The sequence below is a fragment of the Sphaerotilus microaerophilus genome (assembly GCF_023734135.1).
GTDB lineage: Bacteria > Pseudomonadota > Gammaproteobacteria > Burkholderiales > Burkholderiaceae_C > Sphaerotilus > Sphaerotilus microaerophilus.
Genome location: NZ_AP025730.1, coordinates 4,448,090 through 4,473,749 on the forward strand (window position 1 = coordinate 4,448,090; position 25,660 = coordinate 4,473,749).

The following is a 25,660-nucleotide window of genomic DNA, read 5'->3' on the forward strand; positions in this document are numbered from 1 at the left end:
GGCGCGCCGGCGCGCGCCGATCAGCCGGCGGACGACACCCGCTCGGCCCCCGCGTAGACCGTCACCCGCCCCTGGCGCACGAAACCGGCCAGCACCAGGCCGGCCGCCTCGGCGGTCTGCACCGCCAGCGCGGTGGGCGCCGAGATCGCCGCCAGCAGCCCGACGCCGGCCTGCGCGGTCTTGTAGACCATCTCGTAGCTCGCCCGACTCGTCACCGCCACGAAGGCCTGCGCCGGATCCCGCCCTGCGCGCACCGCCGCACCGATCACCTTGTCGAGCGCGTTGTGGCGGCCCACGTCCTCGCGCGCCAGACACAAGCGACCGTCGAGGTCGAACCAGCCCGCCGCGTGCGTGGCCCCAGTGGCGCGCTGCAGCCGCTGCGCGGCATCGAGCGCATCCATCGCCCGCTGCAGCGCCGTTGCCTCCACCCGCACGGCCGGCACCGCGCGCCGCACCGGCCGCACCGCCTCGGCCAGGCTCTCGGTGCCGCACAGCCCGCAGCCGGTGCGCCCGGCCAGCGTGCGGCGGCGCTCCTTGAGCCGCATGAAGCAGCGCAGCGTCACCCGCAGCTGCAGCGTGATGCCCACCGGCGCCACCCCGTCCTCGACCTGTTCCTCGCCCTGCTCCTCAAAATCGAGCAGGTCATCGGCCGAATTGATGATCCCTTCGGACAGCGAGAAGCCCAGCGCGAAATCCTCCAGGTCCAGCGGGCTGGCCAGCATCACCGCGTGCGAGATGCCGTTGTAGACCAGCGCCACCGGCCGCTCCTCGGCCAGCCGCTCCTCGCCCGGAAGGCGACGCTCGCCCTCCAGGCGCCAGGCCGTGGCCCGGCGGGTGCCCTCGATCGGCGGCATGGCGGCCTGGTCGGCCGGTCCTCGCGGTGCTGCGCTCATCGGTCCATTTTGGCAGTGCCCCCGGCCCAAGGGCGGGCGGCAGAATCGGGCCCCCACACGCTGCCCAGGAAATCGACATGAGCCACGCACCGATCGTCCTCGTCCACGGCGCCTGGGGCGGTGCCTGGATCTGGCGCCGCGTGCTCGGACCGCTGCGCGCGGCCGGCCACGAGGTCCACGCCGTCACGCTGACCGGCGATGGCGAGCGCGCCCACCTGCGCACGCAGCTGCCAGCCGGCAGCATCACGCTGCAGACGCACGTCGCCGACGTGGTCGGGCTGATCGAGGCCGAGGAGCTGCGCGACATCGTGCTGGTCGGCCACAGCTACGGCGGCATGGTGGTGACCGGCGCGGCCGACCGCCTGACGGCGCGCGACCCCGCGGCGATCCGCCAGCTGGTGTACCTGGACGCGATGATCCCCCTGCCCGGGGAGGGCTGGGGCCAGCAGCACAGCCCGGAGGTGGTCGCCGAGCGCACCGCCGCCGCCAACGCCAACGCCTACGCGCTGCCCCCGCCCGACCCGGCCGGCTTCGGCTTGAGCGGCGCCGACCGCGACTGGCTGCTGCGCCGCCAGGTGCCGCACCCCTTCGGCCCGCACCCGCACGGCCCCTACCGCGAGCCGCTGGACTACGACGGCGAGCGCTGGGCGCAGCTGTCGCGCCACTTCATCGATTGCAACGAGCCGGCCTACCCGACCATTTCGGCGATGCGTGAGCGCGCGCGCAGCCTGAGCGGCTTCACCGTGCACGAGATGGCCACCGGCCACTGCCCGATGGTCAGCGAGCCAGAAGCGCTGGTGCGGCTGCTGCTGGCAATTGCCGGCTGAGGCCTGCTGAGCCGCCGCGCCACGGGCAGGTCCAGACTGAACAAGAGGCGCTCGACCCCACTCAAACCGTTACTTTTTCACGCCACCACCCTTTCAAACGGGCTCATCCAGTGAGCCACTCCATCGCTATCGTTCGTCCCTATGTGAACAATCCACATCAGGGAGGAACAACAAATGCACGATGGCCAAACGCCCATCGCCCACAGCGCCCTGGGCGGCGGCGCACCGCATGCGCTGATCGACCACCTGCAGGCCGTCGCCCGGCTGGCCGCGCAGGCCATCCGGGCAGGCTGCGATGACCCGGCGCTGACTGCCCTGGCAGAACTGGCCGGCCGGTGGCACGACCTGGGCAAGTACCGGTCTGGCTTCCAGCGCTACATCCGGCTGGTGGGCGAGGCGCACATCGAAGGCCGGCTCCCGCAGGGCAGCGACAAGAGCCACTCCGCAGCCGGCGCACTGCACGCCGAGCGCTGGCTGAAGGAGCGCCAGGGGCCGGTCGGCCTGATGGCCGCCCGCCTGTTGCAGTACGTGATCGCCGGCCACCACGCAGGGCTGGACGACTGGCACAGCGACGTCGGCTGCCTTGCCGGGCGGCTTGCCGATGAGGCGGCGCAGCGCGAGTATCAGGAAGCACTCGGAACTGAGCCCCCCTCCTCGATCACCTCGCCCGCAACGACCTTGCCGAACCCGAAGACGCTGCCGATCACCCCTGGCACTGGCCACGAAGAGATCCCCGGCCGCCTTGCACTGTGGGTGCGCATGCTCTTCTCGGCCCTGGTCGACGCCGATTTCCTCGACACCGAAGCCTTCATGAACCCGGGCACCGCGGCAGCGCGCCAGGCCGCAGCCCCGTCAATGGCCGAATTGCTGGCCGCCTTCGATGCCTACATGTCCAAGAAGGCCGCCGCAGTGCAGACTGCCGGGCTGGCCGACAGCCCCGTCAACCGACAGCGCGCCGACGTGCTGGCCGCCTGCCGCGCCAAGGCCGCCGGTGCGCCTGGCACCTACACGCTGACTGTGCCCACCGGCGGCGGCAAGACACTGGCCAGCCTGGCCTTTGCGCTCACACACGCGCAGCGGCACGGCCTGCGGCGGGTGGTGATGGTGATCCCCTACACCAGCATCATCGAGCAGACCGCGGAGGTCTACCGCGAAGTCTTCGCGCCGCTCGGCGCGGAGGTGGCCGATCGCGTCGTGCTGGAGCACCACAGCAACGCCGCCGAGCCAGGCGAGGCGGCCGAGACGGCCCGCTCCCGCCTGGCCTGCGAGAACTGGGATGCGCCCATCGTCGTCACCACCAGCGTGCAGCTCTTCGAGAGCCTGTTCGCCCGCCGGACCTCGCGCTGCCGCAAGCTGCACGCGCTGCGCGGCGCCGTGATCGTGATCGACGAGGCCCAGTTGCTGCCGGCGGACTTCCTGCAGCCGGTGGTGGACGTGCTGCGCCTGCTGGTGCGCGACCACGGTGCCACCGTCGTGCTCTGCACGGCCACCCAGCCAACGCTGACCGAGCAGCGCCATTTCGGCGGGCGCGGCCTGCGCGGCTACGCACCCGGTGAGGTCACCGCGATCATCGACGACGAGCCGGCCCTGTATGCCGCCCTGCAGCGCGTGCAGGTGCGCCTGCCCGCCAGCCTGACCCAGCCCCAGGGCTGGGAGGTCACCGCCGAGGCCCTCGCCCGCCACGACGCCGCGCTGGCCATCGTCGGCCGCCGCGCCGACGCCCGCGAGCTCTACGAGCGCCTCGCCCGCGAGCTGCCCACCGGGCGCGAAGGCCTGTGGCACCTCTCGGCGCTGATGTGCCCGCAGCACCGCAGCGAGGTCATTGCCGACATCAAGTCCGCACTCGCGGCGCGGCGCGCGGCCCTGGCCCGTGGCGAGCCGGCCACGCCGGTGCGGGTGGTCTCCACCCAGCTGGTCGAGGCTGGCGTCGACCTGGACTTCCCGGTGGTGTTCCGCGCGCTGGCCGGGCTGGACTCCATCGCGCAGGCGGCCGGCCGCTGCAACCGCGAGGGCCGGCTCGAACGCGGCGAGGTGCACGTCTTCGTGCCGCCCAAGGCGCCCCCGCCTGGCCTGCTACGGCAGGCCGCGCAGGCCTGCACGCTCGTCTGGGACGGAATGGATCCAACCGGCGACGACGACCCGCTGGCGCTGGAACGGGTATCGCGCTACTTCGCCCGACTGTACGGTGGCGCCGAGCTGGACCGCCACGGCATCGCCGAACTGCTGCGCCTGGAAGTCGACCCACGCGCTGGCGCGCTGGCGATGAACTTCCGCAGCGCGGCCGACAAGTTCCGCCTCATCGACGAGAAGGACGCCGCCACTGTCTTCGTGCGCTGGCACAGCCCGCGCTGCCGCGACGACGTGAACGCCCTGCTCGGCCTTCTGGAGCGCGACGGCCCCTCGCGCTGGCTGATGCGCCGGCTGCAGCGCTACGGCGTGACGATCTATCAGCAGGATCTGAAACGCCTGCTTGCCGCCGGCGACGTGCACGAACTGCTGCCTGGCCTGTACGTGCAGACCGACAGCGATGTGTTCTACGACCCGGTGCTCGGCGCCCTGCTGGGCGGCGCACCCGGCGATCCGGCGGCATATGCCATCTGAAAGGACGACTCGCGAAGGGCAAAGCCCTTCGCGGTCGACGCTTCATGCGAGGAACACCGTGCCTCACTTAGTTTCAACCCACCCCCTTCTGGGGGATGGCGCAATCGTAACACCAGAGGGATCATGATCCATCACGTTCATATAGGTACACCTAAATAACTTAGAACTTCGATGTAGACTGCGCCTCATCCAGAACGCAGTGGGGCATCTCCATGGATTTCCTGTCCAACCTTGTGCGCGAGCTTCGGCTCATGAAGGACCAGCCGGCCGACCGGTTCTACACCGCCTGCCTTGTCGCGGTGACAGCCATGCTGACCATTGCGTACGTCCTTAAGTGAACTGGTTGATGGTGCGCATGAACCCCGAAGTCCCCACTCTACCCCCTGGCGCTCGCGGGAGAGGCACCAACCTGTCAGAACGAATTTGGCCGAAAAGGAAGTAAGCATGACTTCATCACACTGCCTGGACGTGCGCGGCGACTACGCCTGCTTCACCCGACCCGAGATGAAGGTCGAGCGCGTGTCCTACGACTTCATCACCCCCTCGGCCGCCCGCGCGGTGTTCGAGGCCATTCTCTGGAAGCCCGAGATCCGCTGGCGCATGGAGCGCATCGAGGTGCTGGCCCCCGTGCGCTGGATCAGCGTGCGGCGCAACGAGGTGGGCGCGGTGGTCTCCACCCGCAACGTGACCAGCGCGATGCAGTCCGGCAGCGGGCAGCTGGGCCTGTACATCGAGGACGAGCGGCAGCAGCGCGCCGGCCTCTTCCTGCGCGACGTGGCCTACCGGCTGCATGCCCGCATGGAGCCAGTCAAGGGCGAGGCGCTGCACAACCCGGCCAAGTACGCCGAGATGTTCGCCCGCCGTGCGGCCAAGGGCCAGTGCGTCAACCAGCCCTACCTGGGCTGCCGTGAATTCGACGCCCGGGTGCGGCTGGTGACCTCGCCCGACGGCGAGCCGGAGCCGCTGGCTGCGGTGGACGGCGACTTCGGCTGGATGCTCTACGACATGGACTTCAGCCGCCCCAGCGACCCGCGGCCGATGTTCTTCCGCGCCCAGGTCACGCGCGGGGTGCTGGACCTGACCAAGGCGGAGGTGCGGTCATGATCCTTCAGGCGCTGCACGCGTACTGCCTGCGCAAGATGCGCGACCCCGACCCGGCACGGCGGCTGCCGGCGGCCGGGCTGGAGGAGAAGGAAATTCCCTTCATCCTGGAGCTGGCGGCCGACGGGCGGCTGATCGGCATCAGCGACACCCGGACGCAGGAGGGCAAGAAGAAGATTGCCAGGCGCTTTCTGGTGCCGCAGGGCGTCAAGAAGACCTCGGGTGTGGCGGCCAACCTGCTCTGGGACACGGCGGAATACGTGCTCGGCTTCGACACCAAGGGCAAACCGGAGCGGGTGGCCGAACAGACGGCAGCGTTTCGCCGCCGCGTCGAGGAAGTGGCGCAGCGGGCTCCCGACGATGCCGGCCTGCAAGCTGTGCTGGCCTTTCTCTCCAGCGAACCGCTGGCCGCCGCGCAAGGCCAATCCGCCTGGGCCGAGATCGCCGAAGCGAACCCGCTGCTGAGCTTCCGTCTGGCCAGCGAAGACGCGGTCGATCTGGTCTGCCAGCGCCCCGCAGTGGTCGCCGCCATCGCGTCGCCATCCGAACCGACGGCCGCAGCGGCGCAAGGCCTGCCTTGCCTGATCACCGGCGGCAACGCCGAACCGGAGCGCCTGCACAGCGCGATCAAGGGCGTCTGGGGCGCGCAGACCTCGGGCGCCAACATCGTTTCGTTCAACCTCGACGCCTTCCGCTCCTTCGGCAAGGAGCAGGGCGCCAACGCCCCGGTCAGCCCGGCGGCGGCCTTCGCCTACACCACTGCGCTGAACTACCTGCTCACCAAGGGCTCGCACCAGCGCATGCAGGTGGGCGACGCCAGCACGGTGTTCTGGGCCCAGTCGGAGGCGGACGCCGACTTCGAGAACGCCTTCGCCGCCTTCTTCAACGACCAACACGACGACCCGGACGCCCACACCGCGCAGGTGCGGGCGCTATTGGGCGCGGTGCACAGCGGGCGCTTCGGTGGCACCGCCGGTGAACGGCGCTTCTTCGTGCTGGGCCTGGCGCCCAACGCGGCGCGCATCTCGATCCGCTTCTGGCACGCCGCACCGCTGGCCGAGGTGGGCGAGCGCATCCAGCGCTGGTTCGACGAGTTGGATATCGCGGGCGGCGCGAAGGACCCGGCCTACCCGTCGCTGTTCCGCCTGCTCACCGCCGTCGCCCTGCAGGGCAAGGCCGACAACATCCCGCCCAACCTGGGTGGCGACGTGATGCGCGCCATCCTGAGCGGCACGCCCTTCCCTGCCCTGTGGCTCAACGCCGCGGTGCAGCGCTGCCGGGCCGAGCAGCGCGTCACCCACCTACGCGCCGCGGCCATCAAGGCCTGCCTGCTGCGCAGCCACCCCCTTTCACCCCAGGAGGACCCGAAAGCCATGCTCGACCGTGACAACCCCAATGCGGCCTACCGCCTCGGCCGCCTCTTCGCCGTGCTGGAGAAGATCCAGGAAGAGGCCAACCCCGGCCTGAACGCCACCATCCGCGAGCGCTACTACGGCGCGGCCTCCAGCACCCCGGTGGCGGTGTTCACCACGCTGCTGCGGCTGAAGAACCACCACCTGGCCAAGCTGACGAATCGCGGCAGGGCCACGAACTTCGAGAAGCTGATCGGGGAGATCACCGGCGGCATCGCCGACTTCCCGCTGCACCTGCCGCTGCCCGAGCAGGGCCGCTTCGCCCTGGGCTACTACCACCAGCGCCAGGACTTCTTCACCAAGCACGAGGCCGCCGATGCCGGCGCCGACCCCGCCGTCGATGCGCCTGCCGCTGCGGCCACGCCCGCGCAACCCAGCCTGATCTGACCGTCATCACCCAGGAGGAACCCCATGACCACCCTCGCCCACCGCTACGACTTCGTGCTGCTCTTCGACGTGAAGGACGGCAACCCCAATGGCGACCCGGACGCCGGCAACCTGCCGCGCCTGGACGCCGAAACCGGCCATGGCCTGATGACCGACGTGGCGCTCAAGCGCAAGGTGCGCAACTACGTCGGCCTCGTGCATGAGGAAAAGCCGCCCTACGAAATCTATGTGAAGGAGAAGGCAGTTCTCAATCGTGCCCACGAGCGCGCCTATGTCGAAACCGGCAATGCCGAGTCGCTAAAGGGCGATGAAAAGAAGCGCAAGGGCGCTGGCGATGCGGTCGAGCAGGCCCGCCAATGGATGTGCGCCAACTTCTTCGACGTGCGGACCTTCGGCGCGGTCATGAGCCTGGGCGTCAACTGCGGCCAGGTCCGCGGCCCAGTGCAAATGACCTTCGCCCGCTCGATCGAGCCCATCGTTGCGCTGGAGCATTCCATCACCCGCATGGCCGTGGCCACCGAGGCCGAGGCCGAGAAGCAGGGCGGCGACAACCGCACCATGGGCCGCAAACACACCGTGCCCTATGGCCTGTACCGCTCGCACGGCTTCATTTCCAGCTTCCTGGCCCGACAGACCAGCTTCACGGCCGAGGACCTGGAGCTGCTGTTCAAGGCGCTGGAGCAGATGTTCGAGCACGACCGCTCGGCCGCACGCGGGCAGATGAGCACCCGCGGGCTGTATGTGTTCGAGCACGACAGCGAACTGGGCAATGCGCCCGCGCATGCGCTGTTCGACCGACTGGTGGTGGCGCCCACCGCGCCGGGCACGCCGGCGCGGGATTTCAGCGCCTACGCCGTCACGTTCGACGGTAAGACGTTGGAAGCGGGGGCCACCGTCGAGGCAGCACCGGGAGTCCGACTGACGCGGCGCTGCTGAAACCGCAACAGGTCAACCGCGGCGGGTCCAATACCCCGGCTTGCGACTCTGATGCATCAATGCCAGCACGGTCAGGGTCGATGCTTCGACCCGGTACACCAGTGAATACGGATAGCGCCCCAGCGGCAGCACGCGTGCGCGGGCAAGGGACGGCGTTCCCAGGTCCGGGTCACGCATCAGCATCTCACCGAGTTGCTCGATGCGCCGCTGCAGTTGGCGCGCCACCTGCGGTCCGAACTCGGCATCGCTGCGCGCCAATGCGTCTCGCAGCTCCTGTTCGGCAGCGGGGTGGAGGATGAGATGCATCAACCGTGCATCAACGGTATGGGGCCCGCAGCTCCTGCATCACCTCGCTCCACGGCCGACAGGTCACCTCGCCGCGGTCCACCTCGGCGATGCGCTGCGCAATCTCCGCCTCCCACTCCGGGCTCAGCGGCGGCGCCGGCTCGATGCTCTCCAGCAGCGTTTCCGCCAGCACGGCGCGCTGCTCTGGCGGCAGATCCAAAGCCTGGGCCGTCAATTCTTCCAACGTCGATGACATACCTGGCTCCATCTCGAATCCTTGAGGCATACCGAGAGTCTAGGTCCAGAAGCCCCGCACTGCCATGAATGCCGAAGACCTCGACCCCCTGCCCCTGTCCGCCCTGCAGCACTGGGCCTACTGCCCGCGCCAGTGCGGGTTGATCCACCTGGAGCAGGCCTTTGACGACAACCTGCACACCCTGCGCGGCCAGGCAGTGCACCGGCAGGTGGACCAGCCGGGCGTGGAGATCCGCAAGGGCCTGCGCGTCGAGCGTGCCCTGCCGGTGTGGCACGACAGCCTGAACCTGATCGGCAAGGCCGACGTGGTGGAGTTCGAACCCGACGGCACGCCCTACCCGGTGGAATACAAGCACGGCTCACGCCACAAGGCGGCCGACATCGCCGCGGCGGACGATGTGCAGCTCGCCGCCCAGGCCCTCTGCCTAGCCGCCATGACCGGCCGCGCCGTGCCCGAAGGCGCGCTGTACTACGCCGCCTCCAAGCGCCGCCGCATCGTGCCCATCACCCCGGCGCTGCAGCAGACCGTGGCCGGCACCGCCGCCGCCGTGCGCGCCATGCTGGCCAGCGGCGTCCTGCCCGCCCCCATCACCGACACCCGCCGCTGCCACGGCTGCTCGCTGCGCGAGCGCTGCCAGCCCGAGGCCTGGCGGCAGCTGCACGGCAGCCGGGACCTGCGGGCCGACCTGTTCCTGCCCGAAGACTGACTGACGGATCGCTCAGCCGGAGCCTGCCGAACATGCAACTGCTCAACACCCTCTACGTCACCCTGCCCGAGAGCTACCTGCGGCTGGACAACGACACCCTGCGCGTGGTGGACGAGGAACGGGAGACCCGCCTGCGCGTGCCGCTGCACCACCTGCAGGCGGTGGTCTGCTTCGGTCACGTTGGCATGAGCGCACCGCTGATGCACCGGCTGGCCGACGAGGGCATCGCGCTGGTGCTGCTCGATGGCCACGGCCGCTTCAAGGCCCGGCTGGAAGGCGCCGTCAGCGGCAACGTGCTGCTGCGCCGCGCCCAGCACCATGCGGTGGACAACGCCGCCTTCACGCTCGAAGCGGCGCGCAACATCGTCGCCGGCAAGCTGCGCAACCAGCGCCAGGTGCTGATGCGCGGCGCGCGCGAAACCAAGGACGAGACCGAAAGGGCTCGGCTCGTGCGCGCCGCCCAGGACCTGGCTGCCAGCCTGCGCGCCCTGCCTGCGGCAGCCGACCTGGACACCCTGCGCGGCCTGGAGGGCGAAGGCGCACGCGGCTACTTCGAGGCCCTCAACCTGCTCGTCAAGCCCGAGCGGCGAGAACACTTCCAGATGGACGGCCGCAGCCGCCGCCCGCCGCGCGACCGCATGAACGCCCTGCTCAGCTTCTTCTACTCCATGTGGATGAACGACTGCCGCAGCGCCATCGAGGCCGCCGGGCTCGACCCCCAACTCGGCTTTCTGCACGCGCTACGCCCTGGCCGCGCCGCGCTCGCGCTGGACCTGATGGAAGAGTTCCGCCCCTGGGCCGACCGGCTGGCGCTCACTTTGGTCAACCGCGGCCAGGTCGGCCCGGGTGACTTCGATTGCCGCGAAGGCGGCGCCGTCCTGCTGCAGGGCGACGCCCGCAAGGCCGTGGTGGTGGCCTACCAGGAGCGCAAGCAGGAGGAAGTCACCCACCCCCTGCTGGCCGAAAGCCTGCCGCTGGGCCTCGTGCCGCTGGTGCAGGCCCGCCTGTTCGCGCGCCACGTGCGCGGCGAGGCGCCCACCTACGTGCCCTTCACCCCGCGCTGAACGGGCCGGAGCCCCGCATCACCGCCCCAGGGAGAACGCCGCCATGCTCGTCATCGTCTGCTACGACGTCAACACCGAAGACCGCGCCGGCCGCCGGCGCCTGCGCCGCGTCGCCAAGGTCTGCGAAAGCACCGGTCAGCGGGTGCAGAAATCCGTCTTCGAATGCCAGGTCAACCTGGCCCAGATGGAACAACTTGAACGCCGCCTGCTCGCCGAGATCGACCTCGACAGCGACTGCCTGCGCCTGTACCGCCTGGCCGACAGCAAGGGCTGCGAAGTGCGCGAACACGGGCGCTTCCGCGCCACCGACTTCGAGGATCCGCTCGTCTTATGATCCGTTCTGCGCGAACCCCAAGTGACCGCCAGGCCACCCCAGAGGTTCGCGCGCCGCGCAAGTGACTGATTTGCAAGGGAGTCCATGCTCCTCACCGCCAACCAGACACCCGACCGGCGTCGTGAGACGCCCGGGTTCGCGAAAACCACCCGGTTTTCGCCAGCCCGCCAACACGTTGGAAGCGCGGCGTCGCCGGCCGGGAAACCGGTCGGCGTGGATTGAAACCTGGCCGGGCACGTTCGACACGCTGCCCTCGGTCGTCGCCGGCCGGGAAACCGGTCGGCGTGGATTGAAACTCGACCCTCCGTACACCAAGGGCGCGATGGACTACGGTCGCCGGCCGGGAAACCGGTCGGCGTGGATTGAAACTATCCTCTTGGTGACGACACGGCTCGCAACGTGGGTCGCCGGCCGGGAAACCGGTCGGCGTGGATTGAAACTCCGAAGGCCTGGAGGCGCAGTGGCAGTCGCTGCTGGTCGCCGGCCGGGAAACCGGTCGGCGTGGATTGAAACGGTCTTGGGCCGGGCCTGTACCCGAAGGCGCTGGCGGTCGCCGGCCGGGAAACCGGTCGGCGTGGATTGAAACCATCTCCAGCAGCGACTGCCACTGCGCCTCCAGGGTCGCCGGCCGGGAAACCGGTCGGCGTGGATTGAAACCCAGGGCTGCTTGGTGATGGTGCCGAGGATGGCCGTCGCCGGCCGGGAAACCGGTCGGCGTGGATTGAAACCACCTTGGGGCAAACGATACTTTAGATGGGGCGGGTCGCCGGCCGGGAAACCGGTCGGCGTGGATTGAAACAGGAGATTGCTCCTCGCCGCATCAACCCGCGCCGTCGCCGGCCGGGAAACCGGTCGGCGTGGATTGAAACGGGAAGTGGCGCAGCTGCTCGATCAGGGTCGTCTGGTCGCCGGCCGGGAAACCGGTCGGCGTGGATTGAAACCGATTGAAACGACGCAATCACTGATCGACAAGGCGTCGCCGGCCGGGAAACCGGTCGGCGTGGATTGAAACTGATATGAGCCAAGGGGTTATCTTTGGAGACATGGTCGCCGGCCGGGAAACCGGTCGGCGTGGATTGAAACACTGACTAACCAGGAGTTACCGAAATGTCTGACGTCGCCGGCCGGGAAACCGGTCGGCGTGGATTGAAACTCGGACAGCACCTTGACCACCACCCCCGCCATTGGTGTCGCCGGCCGGGAAACCGGTCGGCGTGGATTGAAACTTTCCGACGGCTGGCTGTTTTGCTGGCGCTGCTGGTCGCCGGCCGGGAAACCGGTCGGCGTGGATTGAAACACAAACCGCTTGATTGATCGGGGCGTTGAGTTCGGTCGCCGGCCGGGAAACCGGTCGGCGTGGATTGAAACCAGCTACCCCAAGTAAAATTAGGTCAGACGATGTGTCGCCGGCCGGGAAACCGGTCGGCGTGGATTGAAACCGCAGTCTCGCAAGCCGCGCGCCAAGTATCAGCGCCGTCGCCGGCCGGGAAACCGGTCGGCGTGGATTGAAACAGCGGCAGTGTTACCGTTGGTTATCCGCATGAACTGTCGCCGGCCGGGAAACCGGTCGGCGTGGATTGAAACCTCACGAGGCCGCGGTCATGGAGCTGGCGCAAGGTCGCCGGCCGGGAAACCGGTCGGCGTGGATTGAAACAACCATGACGTGACCAACTGCCTGGCGCGCGTCGTCGCCGGCCGGGAAACCGGTCGGCGTGGATTGAAACTGGATGGCAGAGATTGGGAGATTTCACCTGTTCAGTCGCCGGCCGGGAAACCGGTCGGCGTGGATTGAAACCTGTTCGACACCACCCACTGGCAAAGGACCGGGGAAGTCGCCGGCCGGGAAACCGGTCGGCGTGGATTGAAACACCGTACCGGCCTACGGCACGCCGCGCCGGGTGGTGGGTCGCCGGCCGGGAAACCGGTCGGCGTGGATTGAAACGCCTTGCCGCGGCACAACACCTTGTCGATTGGTGGTCGCCGGCCGGGAAACCGGTCGGCGTGGATTGAAACGAGCCATCCCACCTCATCGGCGCCGGGCTCAAGTCGCCGGCCGGGAAACCGGTCGGCGTGGATTGAAACGCCCTCATCGAAGGGTTTACCGCGCGCATCGCGCAGGTCGCCGGCCGGGAAACCGGTCGGCGTGGATTGAAACTGGGACGAAAAGTGCCCCGCCGCGCTGGGCACTTGTCGCCGGCCGGGAAACCGGTCGGCGTGGATTGAAACTGGCGCAGTTTGCCCCACTTGGCGGGCGGGAAGAGTCGCCGGCCGGGAAACCGGTCGGCGTGGATTGAAACCACCTGCGCGTGATCCGCGTGTTCCTGGCGCAGGTCGCCGGCCGGGAAACCGGTCGGCGTGGATTGAAACTACGCCACACTGCGCACAATAGGCGCTGTCTGGCAGTCGCCGGCCGGGAAACCGGTCGGCGTGGATTGAAACGCTGGCCCCTGCCTGCCCTCGCTGGCCCCTGCCTGGTCGCCGGCCGGGAAACCGGTCGGCGTGGATTGAAACGACGACGCATCGGCCGAGCTCACCACCGACCGCAGTCGCCGGCCGGGAAACCGGTCGGCGTGGATTGAAACAATAGCCAGCTTGACTTCCGTGAACGGCATGCCCGCGTCGCCGGCCGGGAAACCGGTCGGCGTGGATTGAAACACCGCGCCGGCCACCCTCAACGGCTGGAGCCTCACGTCGCCGGCCGGGAAACCGGTCGGCGTGGATTGAAACTGGGCTCACGGCTCCGTCCTCCACCGGATGACCCGGTCGCCGGCCGGGAAACCGGTCGGCGTGGATTGAAACACAATTCGGCGAGATCAGCGCCAAGGTCGCCGACAGGTCGCCGGCCGGGAAACCGGTCGGCGTGGATTGAAACTCGGCCCAGCTGCCCGAGATGTACTTCCCAGGCCTGTCGCCGGCCGGGAAACCGGTCGGCGTGGATTGAAACTTGCTCACGCCGAGCCCGCTGCTTTGCACACCATGGTCGCCGGCCGGGAAACCGGTCGGCGTGGATTGAAACAGCTACGAGGCCGGCACCGGTGACATGCGTGAGGTCGCCGGCCGGGAAACCGGTCGGCGTGGATTGAAACCAGCCCGCATCGGTGGACGGCCAGCCGGGCGGCGGTCGCCGGCCGGGAAACCGGTCGGCGTGGATTGAAACTGCAGGCCACTGATGTTTGCCGCAGCGCCTGCCGTCGCCGGCCGGGAAACCGGTCGGCGTGGATTGAAACCCAGGCTCTGCCAGTGCGCCGGCCTGCGGCTCTGGTCGCCGGCCGGGAAACCGGTCGGCGTGGATTGAAACACAGTGTTCGGCGGCATGCGCCAGCCTTTGGCGGTCGCCGGCCGGGAAACCGGTCGGCGTGGATTGAAACAGCCCCGCCAACGGACTGGCCCGGGCACGGCATGTCGCCGGCCGGGAAACCGGTCGGCGTGGATTGAAACGAGACCACGACTGAGTTGCTACCCCACCAGGTGCCGTCGCCGGCCGGGAAACCGGTCGGCGTGGATTGAAACCGCGCGAGTGATACAGATAAGGCAGACAGAAGGTGGGTCGCCGGCCGGGAAACCGGTCGGCGTGGATTGAAACCGGCGTGAGCATGTTGGTGGCAAAGGTTCCCAGTGTCGCCGGCCGGGAAACCGGTCGGCGTGGATTGAAACGCGAAGTACCAACAACTGATGAAGAAACGGAGGGCGTCGCCGGCCGGGAAACCGGTCGGCGTGGATTGAAACTGCACGCTTGCGCTCGGTAGCCATGGCGCGCTCCGTCGCCGGCCGGGAAACCGGTCGGCGTGGATTGAAACTTATGCGCGGTGACCCACCGACCACAGATCGGCGGTCGCCGGCCGGGAAACCGGTCGGCGTGGATTGAAACATGTTGACCGGCCGGAAACGGCAAACATCGACATGTCGCCGGCCGGGAAACCGGTCGGCGTGGATTGAAACCGCTCCGCGCCAGCGCACGACATCCTGTTGGCCAGTCGCCGGCCGGGAAACCGGTCGGCGTGGATTGAAACTGTCGACGCGATGGCGGACATTGTCCTGGATCTGGTCGCCGGCCGGGAAACCGGTCGGCGTGGATTGAAACGCTCGCTGTGACCTGGCACAGCCCAGGCGGTGATGTCGCCGGCCGGGAAACCGGTCGGCGTGGATTGAAACTACGCCGGCGTGTCCGTGTGCCATCACCACGGCACGTCGCCGGCCGGGAAACCGGTCGGCGTGGATTGAAACGATGGAATGCCCAAGCAACAGCAAGCACAGATGCGTCGCCGGCCGGGAAACCGGTCGGCGTGGATTGAAACAGATGGTGGCGCCGGATCACACCGGTGCGCGGACAGTCGCCGGCCGGGAAACCGGTCGGCGTGGATTGAAACCACATCGACTACGAGGCTCAGTACGACTACACCACCCGTCGCCGGCCGGGAAACCGGTCGGCGTGGATTGAAACAGCATCGGCATCCCCGTCTTCCACGGCGGCCCGGCGTCGCCGGCCGGGAAACCGGTCGGCGTGGATTGAAACGTGTGGACCCGGGGCTGACCATGGGCACGACCCACGTCGCCGGCCGGGAAACCGGTCGGCGTGGATTGAAACCGCCTCAGCGTCGACGCCCGCCAGGTCGGCCTGGTCGCCGGCCGGGAAACCGGTCGGCGTGGATTGAAACGCCGAGCCCATCATCAGCGGCACCGCGCCGATTGCGTCGCCAGCCGGGAAACCGGTCGGCGTGGATTGAAACACCGGGTCGGGCGTAGACGCGCACTTTTTCGACCGGTCGCCGGCCGGGAAACCGGTCGGCGTGGATTGAAACTGGCCGATATGGCCGCCCTTGCGGGCCTCAACAACGTCGCCGGCCGGGAAACCGGTCGGCGTGGATTGAAACGTGCGAGATTGCACTATTAGGGGTCAATCGACCGTCGCCGGCCGGGAAACCGGTCGGCATGGATTGAAACCAGCGAGCCCCAGTCAGACAGACACTTGAGCAGCTTGTCGCCGGCCGGGAAACCGGTCGGCGTGGATTGAAACGACCCAGTACGCATGAACGTATTGGTCGAATTGGGTCGCCGGCCGGGAAACCGGTCGGCGTGGATTGAAACGACGTGCACACGGATTGCCTCTTGACAGGTATTGACGTCGCCGGCCGGGAAACCGGTCGGCGTGGATTGAAACTGCACCAGCGTGGTGCAAACGGATAATTTTAGGACTTACGCAAACGTTTAAATCAAACTAGATTATTTAATATATCGGCGCCGATTTCGTGGTATTTGTGATAATATATTCACCATGAAACCCACGAGCCGAGACTACTGCCAATTTCTGATATCCACACAAATCAACTACACGCAGACCTATTTTGCGGATCACCATCAGAGGTTTTCTCATGACGCCATAAATCGCTACTTGCAGGCTGCCAATATCAGCCCGGCCGATGTCTGGAATCTGGCCCGACGAAACATCGAATTTGACGACGATGCCTGCCTGGTTTTCGATGACAGCGTTCTGGACAAGAACCACTCGCACAAAATCGAGCTGGTGCGCAAACAGTACAGCGGCAACGCCCACGGCCTGATCAAGGGCATTGGGGTGGTCAACTGCCTGTACGTGAACATCAAGACCGGCCACTACTGGATCATCGACTGGCGCATCTATGCGCCTGACGAAGACGGCAAGTCCAAGCTGGATCATGTCCAGGAGATGTTCGACAATGCCATGGCGCACAAGAAGCTGCCCTTTCGCACCGTGCTGATGGACTCCTGGTACGCCACCATGGATCTGATGAAGCACATCCACCGGGCGGGCAAGCACTTCTACTGCCCGCTCAAGAGCAATCGCAAGGTTGACGACAGCCAAGGCCAGCAGCCCTACAAGGCGGTCAGTACGCTGCAGTGGAGTGCCCAAGAACATGTGCATGGCAAACACGTCAAACTGTTCAAGTTTCCCAGTGACATCAAGCTGAAACTGTTCCGGGTTGTGGTTGATACCAATCGCACGGACTGGGTTGTGACAAACGACCTATCTCAAGATTCGACGGACGATACGCATGAGATGTGTGCCGTGCGCTGGAAGATTGAGCAGTACCACAGGGAGATCAAGCAGGTTCTTGGCATCGAAAAATGTCAGTGCAGAATGGCCCGGTCACAGAAGAATCACATCGCCTGCGCGATATTGGCCTGGGTCCACCTCTGCGAGACGGCCAAAGCGCTGAAGACAAACATCTACAGCCTGAAGAAGGGAATCCTCTCGGAATTCCTCAAGAAGGAACTTCGGTCACCAACCATTCGCATGGCACCCATCTGACATATTGAGTCGAAATGGCGAATCATTGCGCTAGCTGAAGTGACCCTGCGTAAGTCCTAAATTTATCCAGTCGCCGGCCGGGAAACCGGTCGGCGTGGATTGAAACGGCTAGAGGGATAACCTTAACCGGGTCAATCGAGTCGCCGGCCGGGAAACCGGTCGGCGTGGATTGAAACAGCAGGCCCGGGAGCCTATGCGCAGCAAGGAATGTGTCGCCGGCCGGGAAACCGGTCGGCGTGGATTGAAACAATAACGTCAACCTGGGCGCATACTACCGCGCCGGTCGCCGGCCGGGAAACCGGTCGGCGTGGATTGAAACTGGGTGGTGGCAGCCATGGGATGGGCTCCTTTCCGGTCGCCGGCCGGGAAACCGGTCGGCGTGGATTGAAACAGCCAGGCCCACCCGGCCGGCGTGATCGAAGGCAGGTCGCCGGCCGGGAAACCGGTCGGCGTGGATTGAAACGTCAAGACCAAGAACCTCGACCGCCTGCTTGCGGGGGTCGCCGGCCGGGAAACCGGTCGGCGTGGATTGAAACATCAGCGTGAGCAGGTCGCGCGCGCCCCAGCTCACGTCGCCGGCCGGGAAACCGGTCGGCGTGGATTGAAACCATGCCTGCATTACACCATACGGTGTCATTTCAGGGTCGCCGGCCGGGAAACCGGTCGGCGTGGATTGAAACGTCTACTCCGCGCAGGCAGCACCCGCGCAGCTGCGTCGCCGGCCGGGAAACCGGTCGGCGTGGATTGAAACCGAATCTAGCGCAAGCACGTCTCCGATGGGCTGGGTCGCCGGCCGGGAAACCGGTCGGCGTGGATTGAAACTTTGCCTGTCCACACCTCACATCACATGCTCAAGTCGCCGGCCGGGAAACCGGTCGGCGTGGATTGAAACGACGCCATCGACGCCGTCAAGGCTGGAAATATCACGTCGCCGGCCGGGAAACCGGTCGGCGTGGATTGAAACTCGGTGCGCTGAGCGGCCAACAACACCAATAGGAGGTCGCCGGCCGGGAAACCGGTCGGCGTGGATTGAAACTTGCGCAGCATGCCTTTGGGGAACGCTGCGCGCGTGTCGTGGGGTCGCGCGAGCGGGCGCAGCGGGTGCTGGATGGGGCGCGGCTGGATGACGTGCTGAACGAAGGGCGGCCGTAGGCGTACCGGGTGCGCCGGCTCGGCGAGCCTGGCGGCGGGCATGCGCTCGGTCAAGGCGGCAGAATCGCCGACCATGCCATCCCCCTACGAGATTGCAAGGACGCCAGGTGGAAAGCACCATGGGTGGTACCTGCAACAGAAGCTCCTGTCGGTCGAGGAGTTGTCGAACGGCATCGAATCGTTCGAGCGGCAGATCGCAAAGCACGAAGGATGGATCGCCGACCCGCTCACGAAGACCGCTGACTTCTATGGGTTTGACCCTCGCCGGCAAAGCGCGCTGGTGGTAGGCTGGCGGCAAGACATTCAACGACACCGCGACTGCATCGAGATATTGCGCAGCGTCATCATGGAGAAGAAGGCATGAGCCCCGATCGTTACGCGTCCATCCTGAATGCCGTCATCGAGACGGCAAAGGAGCGTGGCGTCGCAGCCCCGGGCAGCGACTACGCGCTGGCCTGCTACCAGATCATTGAAGCGGCACGCTCCGAGGCCGAGGTCTGGGGCGTAGATCTGCAGGAGATCGGACTCGCCGATTTCGACGCGGAGTCGCTGCTTTCGGCACCGCTGAAGCGCGCCGCCTGAATCGGGCCCACCTGATAACGCCAGGGTCCAGTCAAGCCCGCCGAGCGCGGGCTTTTTCACGCCCGGTCGTCGTCTGCGCGGACAGGACAGTGTCATCCGACCTGCAGCCGGGACACAAGAGCGCAGTGTCGCCGGCCGGGAAACCGGTCGGCGTGATTTGAAACCAGAAGCCTTCGAGGTTGTCTCTGCGGGCGTTGTGTCGCCGGCCAGGAAATCAGTCAGTGACGCAAAGTCACCCCGCCGCCGGCTCCAGCTCCCCACGTCGCGCCAGCGCCGTCTCGCGCAGCAGCTCGCTCAGGCCCGCGCCCTTGGCCTCACCATCCAGGTGCGCATAGAGCTGGCGGCGCATGCGGGGCTCCCAGAACTTGCGGATGTGGCTGGCCACGCCCTCCACCGCCTCTTCGTGGCAGGGGTAGGCGGCGAAGAACTCGCCGATGCGGTTGGCCAGGCGGACGATGGTCTGGGGATCGCTGTGGCTGACTGCGCTCATTTCACCGCCTCCGCCGTGTGATGGGCCTGTGCCAGCAGGGCCTCCTGCGTGCGGCTGAAGCGCGCGTAGCCCTGCTGCCACTCGCTCTGGTGGCTGAGCTGGCTGACCTTGTTGACCTGCACCGCTGTCACCTTGTACTCGGGGCAGTTGGTGGCCCAGTCGGAGGAGTCGGTGGTGATCACGTTGGCGCCCGATTCGGGGAAGTGGAAGGTGGTGTAGACCACGCCCGGCTGCACCCGCTCGGTGACGTCGGCGCGCAGCACCGTCTCGCCGGCGCGGCTGGTGATGCCCACCCAGTCGCCGTGCTTCACGCCGCGCTCCTCGGCGTCGTGCGGGTGGATCTCCAGGCGGTCCTCCTCGTGCCAGCGGCTGTTCTCGGTGCGGCGGGTCTGGGCGCCGACGTTGTACTGACTCAGCACCCGGCCGGTGGTGAGGATGAGCGGGAAGCGCCGCGTCACCTTCTCCTCGCTGGCCACGTACTGGGTCGGGAAGAAGCGGCCCTTGCCGCGCACGAAGCGCTCGATGTGCATGGTCGCGGTGCCGGCCTCGTCGGTGCCCTCGTTGCAGGGCCACTGCACGCTGCCCAGGCGCTCGATCTTCTCGTAGCTCACGCCCGCGAAGCTGGGCGTCAGCGCGGCGATCTCGGCCATGATCTGCTCGGGGTGCTGGTAGGCCATCGGGTAGCCCAGCGCGTTGGCCAGCGCCTGGGTGACCTCCCAATCAGCCTTGCCGGCCAGCGGCGGCATGACTTGGCGCACGCGGCTGATGCGGCGCTCGGCGTTGGTGAAGGTACCGTCCTTCTCCAGGAAGCTGGCGCCGGGCAGGAAGACGTGGGCGTATTTGGCCGTCTCGTTCAGGAAGAGGTCCTGCACCACCACGCACTCCATCGCCGACAGCGCGGCCGCGACGTGCTGGGTGTTGGGATCCGACTGCGCCGGGTCCTCGCCCTGCACGTACAGGCCCTTGAAGCTGCCCTCCAGCGCGGCGTCGAGCATGTTGGGGATGCGCAGGCCCGGCTCGGGGTTGAGCGTCACGCCCCAGGCGGCTTCGAACTGACTGCGCACGGTGGTGTCGCTGATGTGGCGGTAGCCCGGCAGCTCGTGCGGGAAGCTGCCCATGTCGCAGCTGCCCTGCACGTTGTTCTGGCCACGCAGCGGGTTCACGCCCACGCCCTCGCGCCCGACCATGCCGCAGGCCATCGCCAGGTTGGCGATGCCGATCACCATCGTCGAGCCCTGCGCGTGTTCGGTGACGCCCAGGCCGTAGTAGATGGCGCTGTTGCCGCCGGTCGCGTAAAGGCGAGCCGCGCCGCGCACCGTCGCCGCCGGCACGCCGCTGACGGCCTCCAGCGCCTCGGGCGAGTTCTCCGGCCGGGCGACGAATTCGCGCCACTGCCGGTAGCTGGCATCGTCGCAGCGCTCGGCCACGTAGGCCTCGTTGACCAGCCCCTCGGTGACGACGACGTGCGCCAGCGCGGTGATCACCGCGACATTGGTGCCCGGGCGCAGCTGCAAGTGGTGCTCGGCGTGCACGTGCGGGGCGTCGACCAGGTCGATGCGGCGCGGGTCGACGACGATGAGCCGGGCCCCCTGCCGGATGCGCTTCTTCAGCCGCGAGGCGAACACTGGGTGCCCCTCGCTGGGGTTGGCGCCGATCACCATCACCACGTCGGCCTGCTCGACCGACTTGAAGGTCTGCGTGCCCGCCGAGGTGCCGAAGGTCTGGCCCAGGCCGTAGCCGGTGGGCGAGTGGCAGACGCGGGCGCAGGTGTCGACGTTGTTGGTGCCGAAGGCCGCGCGGATCAGCTTCTGCACGAGGTAGGTTTCCTCGTTGGTGCAGCGGCTGGAGGTGATGCCACCCACCGAATCGCGCCCGTGGGTGGCCTGGATGCGGCGGAACTCACCGGCCGCGTGCGCCAGCGCCTCCTCCCAGCTGACCTCGCGCCAGGGGTCGGTGATCTTGGCGCGGATCATCGGCTTCGTGATGCGGTCTTTGTGGGTCGCATAGCCCCAGGCGAAGCGGCCCTTGATGCAGCTGTGGCCTTCGTTGGCACGGCCGTCCTTCCAGGGCACCATGCGCACGACCTGCGTGCCCTTCATTTCCGCTTTGAATGAACAGCCCACGCCGCAGTAGGCGCAGGTGGTGACCACGCTGTGTTCGGGCTGGCCGGCCTCGATGACCGACTTCTCCACCAGCGTCGCGGTCGGGCAGGCCTGCACGCAGGCGCCACAGGAGACGCACTCACTGCCCATGAAGGGCTCGCTCATGCCCGGCGACACGCGGGACTCGAAGCCCCGCCCGCTGATCGTCAGCGCAAACGTGCCCTGCACCTCCTCGCAGGCGCGCACGCAGCGGTTGCAGACGATGCACTTGCTGGCGTCGTAGGTGAAGTAGGGGTTGGATTCGTCCTTGCGGCTGTCCAGGTGGTGGCGGCCGCTGCGCCCGGCGACGACCTGGTCGCCCACGCCGTAGCGCACGTTGCGCAGGCCGACGACGCCGGCCATGTCCTGCAGCTCGCAGTCGCCGTTGGCGGCGCAGGTCAGGCAGTCCAGCGGGTGGTCGGAGAGGTAGAGCTCCATCACGCCGCGGCGCAGCTGCTGCAGCTTGGGGCTCTGGGTGCGCACCACCAGGCCGGCCTCGGCGGGCGTGGTGCAGGAGGCCGGCGTGCCGCGGCGCCCCTCGATCTCCACCAGGCAGAGCCGGCAGGAGCCGAAGGGGTCGAGCATGTCGGTGGCGCAGAGCTTGGGCACCTGGATGCCGGCGTCGATGGCCGCGCGCATCAGCGAGGTCCCCTTGGGCACGCTGACCTCGAAGCCGTCGATGGTCAGCGTGACCACCTCGTCGCTGAGCACCGCGGGGGTGCCGTGGTCGCACTCGGCGTGCGTCGCCGGCTGGGGCCGGGCGCGGAAAAAGTGGATGGGTTGTGCGGGAGCGTTCATCACGGTCTCCTCAGTTCGCCGCGGCGGTTTCGCTGGCCACCGGTGCCGGGGCCAGGCCGAAATCCGCCGGGTAGTGGTTCAGCGCCGACAGCACCGGGTAGGGCGTCATGCCGCCCATCGCGCAGAGGCTGCCGCCGAGCATCGTGTCGCAGAGGTCGCGCAGCAGCGTCACCTGCTGCTCGTGCACCTGCGGGTTCGCTCGGTTCGCGACGAGGCGGTCGATCACCTCCACGCCCCGGGTGGAGCCGATGCGGCAGGGCGTGCACTTGCCGCAGCTCTCGAGCGCGCAGAACTCCATCGCGTAGCGCGCCAGTGCGGCCAGATCCGCCGTGTCGTCATGCACCACGATGCCACCGTGGCCCACCACCGCGCCGATGGCGGCGTAGGCCTCGTAGTCCAGCGGCACGTCCCACTGCGACTCGCTCAGGTAGGCGCCCAGCGGGCCGCCCACCTGCACCGCCTTGATCGGCCGGCCGCTGCGGGTGCCGCCGCCGAAACCATCGAGCAGCTCGCGCAGCGTCAGGCCGAAGGCCTTCTCGACCAGCCCGCCGTGGCGGATGTTGCCGGCCAGCTGGAAGGGCAGCGTGCCGTGCGAGCGGCCGACGCCGTAGTGGCGATAGAAGTCCGCCCCACGCGCCAGGATCGTCGGCACCGCGGCGAAGGTCAGCACGTTGTTGATCACGGTCGGCTGGCCGAACAGCCCCTGCAGTGCCGGCAGCGGCGGCTTGGCGCGCACGATGCCGCGCCGGCCCTCCAGGCTCTCCAGCATCGCGGTCTCCTCGCCGCAGACGTAGGAGCCCGCGCCCATGCGCACCTGCAGGTCGAAGCGCTTGCCGCTGCCGGCCACGTTGGCGCCGATCCAGCCGGCCTGCGTGGCCCGCTCGATCGCCTCAGCCAGCACCGCCACCGCCTGCGGGTACTCGGAGCGCACGTAGATGAAGCCCTGCTCGGCGCCCACCGCCAGCGCGGCGATCGCCATGCCCTCGATCAGCAGGTAGGGGTCGCCCTCCATCACCATGCGGTCGGCGAAGGTGCCGGAGTCGCCCTCGTCGGCGTTGCAGACCACATACTTGATCGACCCGGGCGCCTGCGCCACGGTGCGCCACTTGATGCCGGCCGGAAAGGCCGCGCCGCCCCGGCCGCGCAGGCCGGAGTGCGTCACCGCCTGCAGGATGGCCGCGCTGTCCTGGGCGACGGCGGCCTTCAGGCCGGCCCAGCCCTCGTGGGCGGCGTAGTCGCCCAGGGACAGCGGGTCGGTCACGCCGACGCGGGCAAAGGTGAGTCGCTCCTGGCGCGCCAGGTAGGGGATCTGCTCGGTCACACCCTGGCGCAGCGGGTGGCTGCCGCCTTGCCCCGCCGCATCGGCCAGCAGCACGGGCCAGAGCGTGGGCACGTCCTCGGCGCTCACCGGGCCGTAGGCGACGCGGCCCTGCGGGGTGGCCACCTCCAGCAGCACCTCCAGCCAGAGCAGGCCGCGCGAGCCGTTGCGCACCACGGTCAGTTCGGTGCCGGTGGCGGCGGCCTGGGCGCGCAGAGCGTCGACCACGGCGTCCGCCCCTACCGCGAGGGCGGCGCTGTCGCGTGGGACGTAGAGGGTCAGGGCAGCGCTCATGCGATCTCTCCGGTGGCAGCCAGCAGCGCCTCCAGCCGCGCTGGCGTCAGGCGGGCGTGCAGGCGGCCGTCCAGCATCGCCGCGGGCGACTGAGCGCACAGTCCCAGGCAGTAGGTGGGCTCCACCGTGTGGCTGCGCGCGGCGTTGGTCGGCTGCGCCTCGCTGCAGCCGAGCCGCTCGCGGGCCTGCGCCAGCAGCGCCTCGCCGCCACAGGCCTGGCAGGCTTCGGCCCGGCAGACCTGCAGCACATGGCGGCCGGCCGGCTCGCTGCGGAAGTGGTGGTAGAAGGTGACGACGCCATGCACCTCGGCGCGCGACAGCTGCAGCGCCCGCGCGATCACCGGCTGGGCGCCGGGGGGCACGTAGCCCAGACGGTCCTGGATGCCATGCAGGATGGGCAGCAGCGCTCCGGCCAGGTGGCGGCGCTCGGCCAGCACCGCATCGACCACCGCCTGCTCGGCGGGGTTCAGTTGGGGGGCAGGGCCACCGGCTGATGGGGCAGCGGCGGCCCGGTCGGGCGCATTCATCGGACGGGTCTCCTCGGCGGTGTGCCCGCGCGGCACCTGAGGAGGGTCAACGCAAGGCCGGCGCAACGTCGGCGCCTGAACCCGCACTATCGGCCGGGAGGCGGGGGCGCGTCCAATGGAATCGGGAAAGGGTTCGATTCAATCTTTGAATCAAAGTACGCAGCTGATCGCCTCACGGCGAGGGCAGCGCCCCGCTGAGGCGCGGCAGGTGGGCACGCCAGGCCTCGGAGGTGGCCAGCGCCAGCGCCGCGGCCACGACGCGCGAGGTCTGCTCACTGGGCCGCCCCATCCAGCCCACCGCGGTGCGCACCGCCGGCGCCTCCAGCGGGTGCACCGCCAGCGCGGCCGCGGGCTGCAGGCTGCGCACGAGCGCCCCCGGCAGCACCGAGGCCAGCCCGCCGGCTTGCACCGCGGCCACCAGTGCCAGCACCGAGTCGGTCTCCACCGCCACCTGCACCGCCTCGGCCGGCACACCGCCCTCGCGCAGCGCCGCATCGACGATGGCGCGGTGGTGCATCTCCGGCGCCAGCAGCACCAGGCGCCGCCCGGCCAGGTCGGCCCAGCGCAGCGGCGTGGCCGCCCCCATCTCGACCGCCTCCTCCGCCCCCAGCGCATCGAGGACGGCGAAGTAGTGCTCTTCATACTGCGGCCAGGTCTGGCGCCGCCGCCCGCCTTCGGCTGGCCGGTCGATGTAGCCCAGCGCCAGGTCCAGCGTCAGGTTCTCCAGCCCGGCGTCGATGGCCGGCGAGCTCAGCGAGCGCAGCTGCACCTTCACGCCCGGGTGCTCGCGCTGCAGCCAGACCGCGAACTGCGCCGCCACCGGCAGCGCCGAGGGCACCGAGCCCAGGTGCAGCACGCCGCGGGCCTGGCTGGCGGAGCTGGCCAGGTCCTGGCGCAGGCGCTCGTGCTCGTGCAGCATGCGCCGCGCGCTGGCGAGTACGCGCTCCCCCTCGGGCGTCAGGCCTTCGTAGCTGCGGCCACGCCGCACGATCGCCACGCCCATGTCGGCCTCCAGCGCCCGCAGCGCGTTGGACAGCGCCGGCTGCGTGATGTGGCAGGCCTGCGCCGCCCGGCCGAAGTGGCGGTGCTGCTCCAGGGCGGTGAGGTAGCGCAGGGCGTCGAGGAGGTTCATGGGGCCGGTCGGTCGGTGATATCCCCACAGGCGTGGTTGTGTACCCACGGTCTGCGGTACCGTCAGGGGATTCTCACCGGGCCACCGTCGCTCCCCTGTCAGCGGCGGGCAGTTGCATCGCGTTTCACGATTATCATT

At 68.3% G+C, this 25,660-nt stretch carries 20 protein-coding genes and 2 CRISPR repeat arrays; of the genes, 12 read left to right on the forward strand and 8 right to left on the reverse strand.

Annotated features, from left to right (window positions below):
* Positions 1-20: 20 nt before the first annotated feature.
* The gene (gene fdhD / locus NGK70_RS19015) at positions 21-893 is read right to left on the reverse strand and encodes a formate dehydrogenase accessory sulfurtransferase FdhD (protein WP_251970052.1); all 873 of its coding nucleotides are present in this window, start codon (positions 891-893) and stop codon (positions 21-23) included.
* A 77-nt stretch (positions 894-970) separates the two neighbouring features.
* On the opposite strand from fdhD, the gene NGK70_RS19020 reads away from it, so the two are divergent.
* From NGK70_RS19020 to cas7c, 6 genes are all read left to right on the forward strand, one after another.
* Entirely contained in the window at positions 971-1,720 is a 750-nt protein-coding gene (locus NGK70_RS19020) for an alpha/beta fold hydrolase (RefSeq protein ID WP_251970053.1), read from the forward strand.
* A 174-nt stretch (positions 1,721-1,894) separates the two neighbouring features.
* Positions 1,895-4,321, forward strand: a complete 2,427-nt coding sequence (locus NGK70_RS19025; protein ID WP_251970054.1) for a CRISPR-associated endonuclease Cas3'' — start codon at positions 1,895-1,897, stop codon at positions 4,319-4,321.
* A gap of 212 nt (positions 4,322-4,533) precedes the next feature.
* Positions 4,534-4,659, forward strand: a complete 126-nt coding sequence (locus tag NGK70_RS26390) for a hypothetical protein (RefSeq protein WP_256490692.1) — start codon at positions 4,534-4,536, stop codon at positions 4,657-4,659.
* Positions 4,660-4,765: 106 nt separating this feature from the next.
* Positions 4,766-5,425 carry a type I-C CRISPR-associated protein Cas5c gene (gene cas5c / locus NGK70_RS19030; protein WP_251970055.1) on the forward strand — a complete coding sequence of 220 codons (660 nt, stop codon included), beginning with the start codon at positions 4,766-4,768 and terminating at the stop codon, positions 5,423-5,425.
* The gene (gene cas8c, locus NGK70_RS19035; RefSeq protein ID WP_251970056.1) at positions 5,422-7,221 is read left to right on the forward strand and encodes a type I-C CRISPR-associated protein Cas8c/Csd1; all 1,800 of its coding nucleotides are present in this window, start codon (positions 5,422-5,424) and stop codon (positions 7,219-7,221) included. The genes cas5c and cas8c overlap by 4 nt, the downstream gene beginning before the upstream one ends.
* Positions 7,222-7,245: 24 nt before the next feature.
* Positions 7,246-8,157 (forward strand): type I-C CRISPR-associated protein Cas7/Csd2, encoded by a 912-nt coding sequence (cas7c, locus tag NGK70_RS19040; RefSeq protein WP_251970057.1) that lies wholly within the window; start codon positions 7,246-7,248, stop codon positions 8,155-8,157.
* Positions 8,158-8,169: 12 nt separating this feature from the next.
* Here the strand turns inward: cas7c and NGK70_RS19045 are convergent, their stop codons facing one another.
* Positions 8,170-8,463 carry a type II toxin-antitoxin system RelE/ParE family toxin gene (locus tag NGK70_RS19045; RefSeq protein ID WP_251970058.1) on the reverse strand — a complete coding sequence of 98 codons (294 nt, stop codon included), beginning with the start codon at positions 8,461-8,463 and terminating at the stop codon, positions 8,170-8,172.
* Between the two features lie 10 nt (positions 8,464-8,473).
* On the reverse strand, positions 8,474-8,698 hold the full coding sequence (locus NGK70_RS19050; RefSeq protein WP_251970059.1) for an addiction module protein: 225 nt from the start codon (positions 8,696-8,698) through the stop codon (positions 8,474-8,476).
* Positions 8,699-8,762: 64 nt separating this feature from the next.
* Between NGK70_RS19050 and cas4 the strand changes: the two genes are divergently transcribed.
* The 6 genes from cas4 to NGK70_RS19080 all read left to right on the forward strand — a co-directional run bounded on the left by cas4 (position 8,763) and on the right by NGK70_RS19080 (position 18,822).
* Positions 8,763-9,404: a CRISPR-associated protein Cas4 gene (gene cas4 / locus NGK70_RS19055; protein ID WP_251970060.1), complete on the forward strand. Its 642-nt coding sequence runs from the start codon at positions 8,763-8,765 to the stop codon at positions 9,402-9,404.
* A 32-nt stretch (positions 9,405-9,436) separates the two neighbouring features.
* Positions 9,437-10,468, forward strand: a complete 1,032-nt coding sequence (gene cas1c / locus NGK70_RS19060) for a type I-C CRISPR-associated endonuclease Cas1c (protein ID WP_251970061.1) — start codon at positions 9,437-9,439, stop codon at positions 10,466-10,468.
* A gap of 43 nt (positions 10,469-10,511) precedes the next feature.
* Entirely contained in the window at positions 10,512-10,802 is a 291-nt protein-coding gene (gene cas2, locus NGK70_RS19065) for a CRISPR-associated endonuclease Cas2 (RefSeq protein ID WP_251970062.1), read from the forward strand.
* A 188-nt stretch (positions 10,803-10,990) separates the two neighbouring features.
* A CRISPR array of direct repeats spans positions 10,991-15,961; the repeat unit is 37 nt; unit sequence GTCGCCGGCCGGGAAACCGGTCGGCGTGGATTGAAAC.
* A gap of 113 nt (positions 15,962-16,074) precedes the next feature.
* Positions 16,075-17,088, forward strand: a complete 1,014-nt coding sequence (locus NGK70_RS19070) for an IS701 family transposase (RefSeq protein WP_251969112.1) — start codon at positions 16,075-16,077, stop codon at positions 17,086-17,088.
* A 69-nt stretch (positions 17,089-17,157) separates the two neighbouring features.
* Positions 17,158-18,124: a CRISPR direct-repeat array (repeat unit 37 nt; unit sequence GTCGCCGGCCGGGAAACCGGTCGGCGTGGATTGAAAC).
* Positions 18,125-18,280: 156 nt separating this feature from the next.
* A complete protein-coding gene (locus NGK70_RS19075) occupies positions 18,281-18,604 on the forward strand; it encodes a hypothetical protein (RefSeq protein WP_251970063.1) in 324 nt (107 codons plus the stop codon).
* Complete coding sequence (locus tag NGK70_RS19080) at positions 18,601-18,822, forward strand: hypothetical protein (protein WP_251970064.1); 222 nt, start codon at positions 18,601-18,603, stop codon at positions 18,820-18,822. Before NGK70_RS19075 ends, NGK70_RS19080 begins: the two co-directional genes overlap by 4 nt.
* Positions 18,823-19,054: 232 nt before the next feature.
* Here NGK70_RS19080 and NGK70_RS19085 read toward each other — a convergent pair whose 3' ends face one another.
* From NGK70_RS19085 to NGK70_RS19105, 5 genes are all read right to left on the reverse strand, one after another.
* Positions 19,055-19,312 (reverse strand): formate dehydrogenase subunit delta, encoded by a 258-nt coding sequence (locus NGK70_RS19085; RefSeq protein WP_251970065.1) that lies wholly within the window; start codon positions 19,310-19,312, stop codon positions 19,055-19,057.
* Positions 19,309-22,251 (reverse strand): formate dehydrogenase subunit alpha, encoded by a 2,943-nt coding sequence (gene fdhF / locus NGK70_RS19090; protein WP_251970066.1) that lies wholly within the window; start codon positions 22,249-22,251, stop codon positions 19,309-19,311. Before fdhF ends, NGK70_RS19085 begins: the two co-directional genes overlap by 4 nt.
* Before the next feature lie 10 nt (positions 22,252-22,261).
* The gene (locus NGK70_RS19095) at positions 22,262-23,863 is read right to left on the reverse strand and encodes a formate dehydrogenase beta subunit (protein ID WP_251970067.1); all 1,602 of its coding nucleotides are present in this window, start codon (positions 23,861-23,863) and stop codon (positions 22,262-22,264) included.
* Complete coding sequence (locus NGK70_RS19100; RefSeq protein WP_251970068.1) at positions 23,860-24,390, reverse strand: formate dehydrogenase subunit gamma; 531 nt, start codon at positions 24,388-24,390, stop codon at positions 23,860-23,862. Before NGK70_RS19100 ends, NGK70_RS19095 begins: the two co-directional genes overlap by 4 nt.
* Before the next feature lie 172 nt (positions 24,391-24,562).
* Positions 24,563-25,522, reverse strand: coding sequence for a LysR family transcriptional regulator (locus tag NGK70_RS19105; RefSeq protein ID WP_251970069.1), 960 nt, complete (start codon positions 25,520-25,522; stop codon positions 24,563-24,565).
* Positions 25,523-25,660: the final 138 nt, after the last annotated feature.

Bases quoted from the DNA above. Each gene is read 5' to 3' on its own strand.
- fdhD (WP_251970052.1), bottom strand. From the start codon at position 893: ATGAGCGCAGCACCGCGAGGACCGGCCGACCAGGCCGCCATGCCGCCG.
- NGK70_RS19020 (WP_251970053.1), top strand. From the start codon at position 971: ATGAGCCACGCACCGATCGTCCTCGTCCACGGCGCCTGGGGCGGTGCC.
- NGK70_RS19025 (WP_251970054.1), top strand. From the start codon at position 1,895: ATGCACGATGGCCAAACGCCCATCGCCCACAGCGCCCTGGGCGGCGGC.
- NGK70_RS26390 (WP_256490692.1), top strand. From the start codon at position 4,534: ATGGATTTCCTGTCCAACCTTGTGCGCGAGCTTCGGCTCATGAAGGAC.
- cas5c (WP_251970055.1), top strand. From the start codon at position 4,766: ATGACTTCATCACACTGCCTGGACGTGCGCGGCGACTACGCCTGCTTC.
- cas8c (WP_251970056.1), top strand. From the start codon at position 5,422: ATGATCCTTCAGGCGCTGCACGCGTACTGCCTGCGCAAGATGCGCGAC.
- cas7c (WP_251970057.1), top strand. From the start codon at position 7,246: ATGACCACCCTCGCCCACCGCTACGACTTCGTGCTGCTCTTCGACGTG.
- NGK70_RS19045 (WP_251970058.1), bottom strand. From the start codon at position 8,463: ATGCATCTCATCCTCCACCCCGCTGCCGAACAGGAGCTGCGAGACGCA.
- NGK70_RS19050 (WP_251970059.1), bottom strand. From the start codon at position 8,698: ATGTCATCGACGTTGGAAGAATTGACGGCCCAGGCTTTGGATCTGCCG.
- cas4 (WP_251970060.1), top strand. From the start codon at position 8,763: ATGAATGCCGAAGACCTCGACCCCCTGCCCCTGTCCGCCCTGCAGCAC.
- cas1c (WP_251970061.1), top strand. From the start codon at position 9,437: ATGCAACTGCTCAACACCCTCTACGTCACCCTGCCCGAGAGCTACCTG.
- cas2 (WP_251970062.1), top strand. From the start codon at position 10,512: ATGCTCGTCATCGTCTGCTACGACGTCAACACCGAAGACCGCGCCGGC.
- NGK70_RS19070 (WP_251969112.1), top strand. From the start codon at position 16,075: ATGAAACCCACGAGCCGAGACTACTGCCAATTTCTGATATCCACACAA.
- NGK70_RS19075 (WP_251970063.1), top strand. From the start codon at position 18,281: ATGCGCTCGGTCAAGGCGGCAGAATCGCCGACCATGCCATCCCCCTAC.
- NGK70_RS19080 (WP_251970064.1), top strand. From the start codon at position 18,601: ATGAGCCCCGATCGTTACGCGTCCATCCTGAATGCCGTCATCGAGACG.
- NGK70_RS19085 (WP_251970065.1), bottom strand. From the start codon at position 19,312: ATGAGCGCAGTCAGCCACAGCGATCCCCAGACCATCGTCCGCCTGGCC.
- fdhF (WP_251970066.1), bottom strand. From the start codon at position 22,251: ATGAACGCTCCCGCACAACCCATCCACTTTTTCCGCGCCCGGCCCCAG.
- NGK70_RS19095 (WP_251970067.1), bottom strand. From the start codon at position 23,863: ATGAGCGCTGCCCTGACCCTCTACGTCCCACGCGACAGCGCCGCCCTC.
- NGK70_RS19100 (WP_251970068.1), bottom strand. From the start codon at position 24,390: ATGAATGCGCCCGACCGGGCCGCCGCTGCCCCATCAGCCGGTGGCCCT.
- NGK70_RS19105 (WP_251970069.1), bottom strand. From the start codon at position 25,522: ATGAACCTCCTCGACGCCCTGCGCTACCTCACCGCCCTGGAGCAGCAC.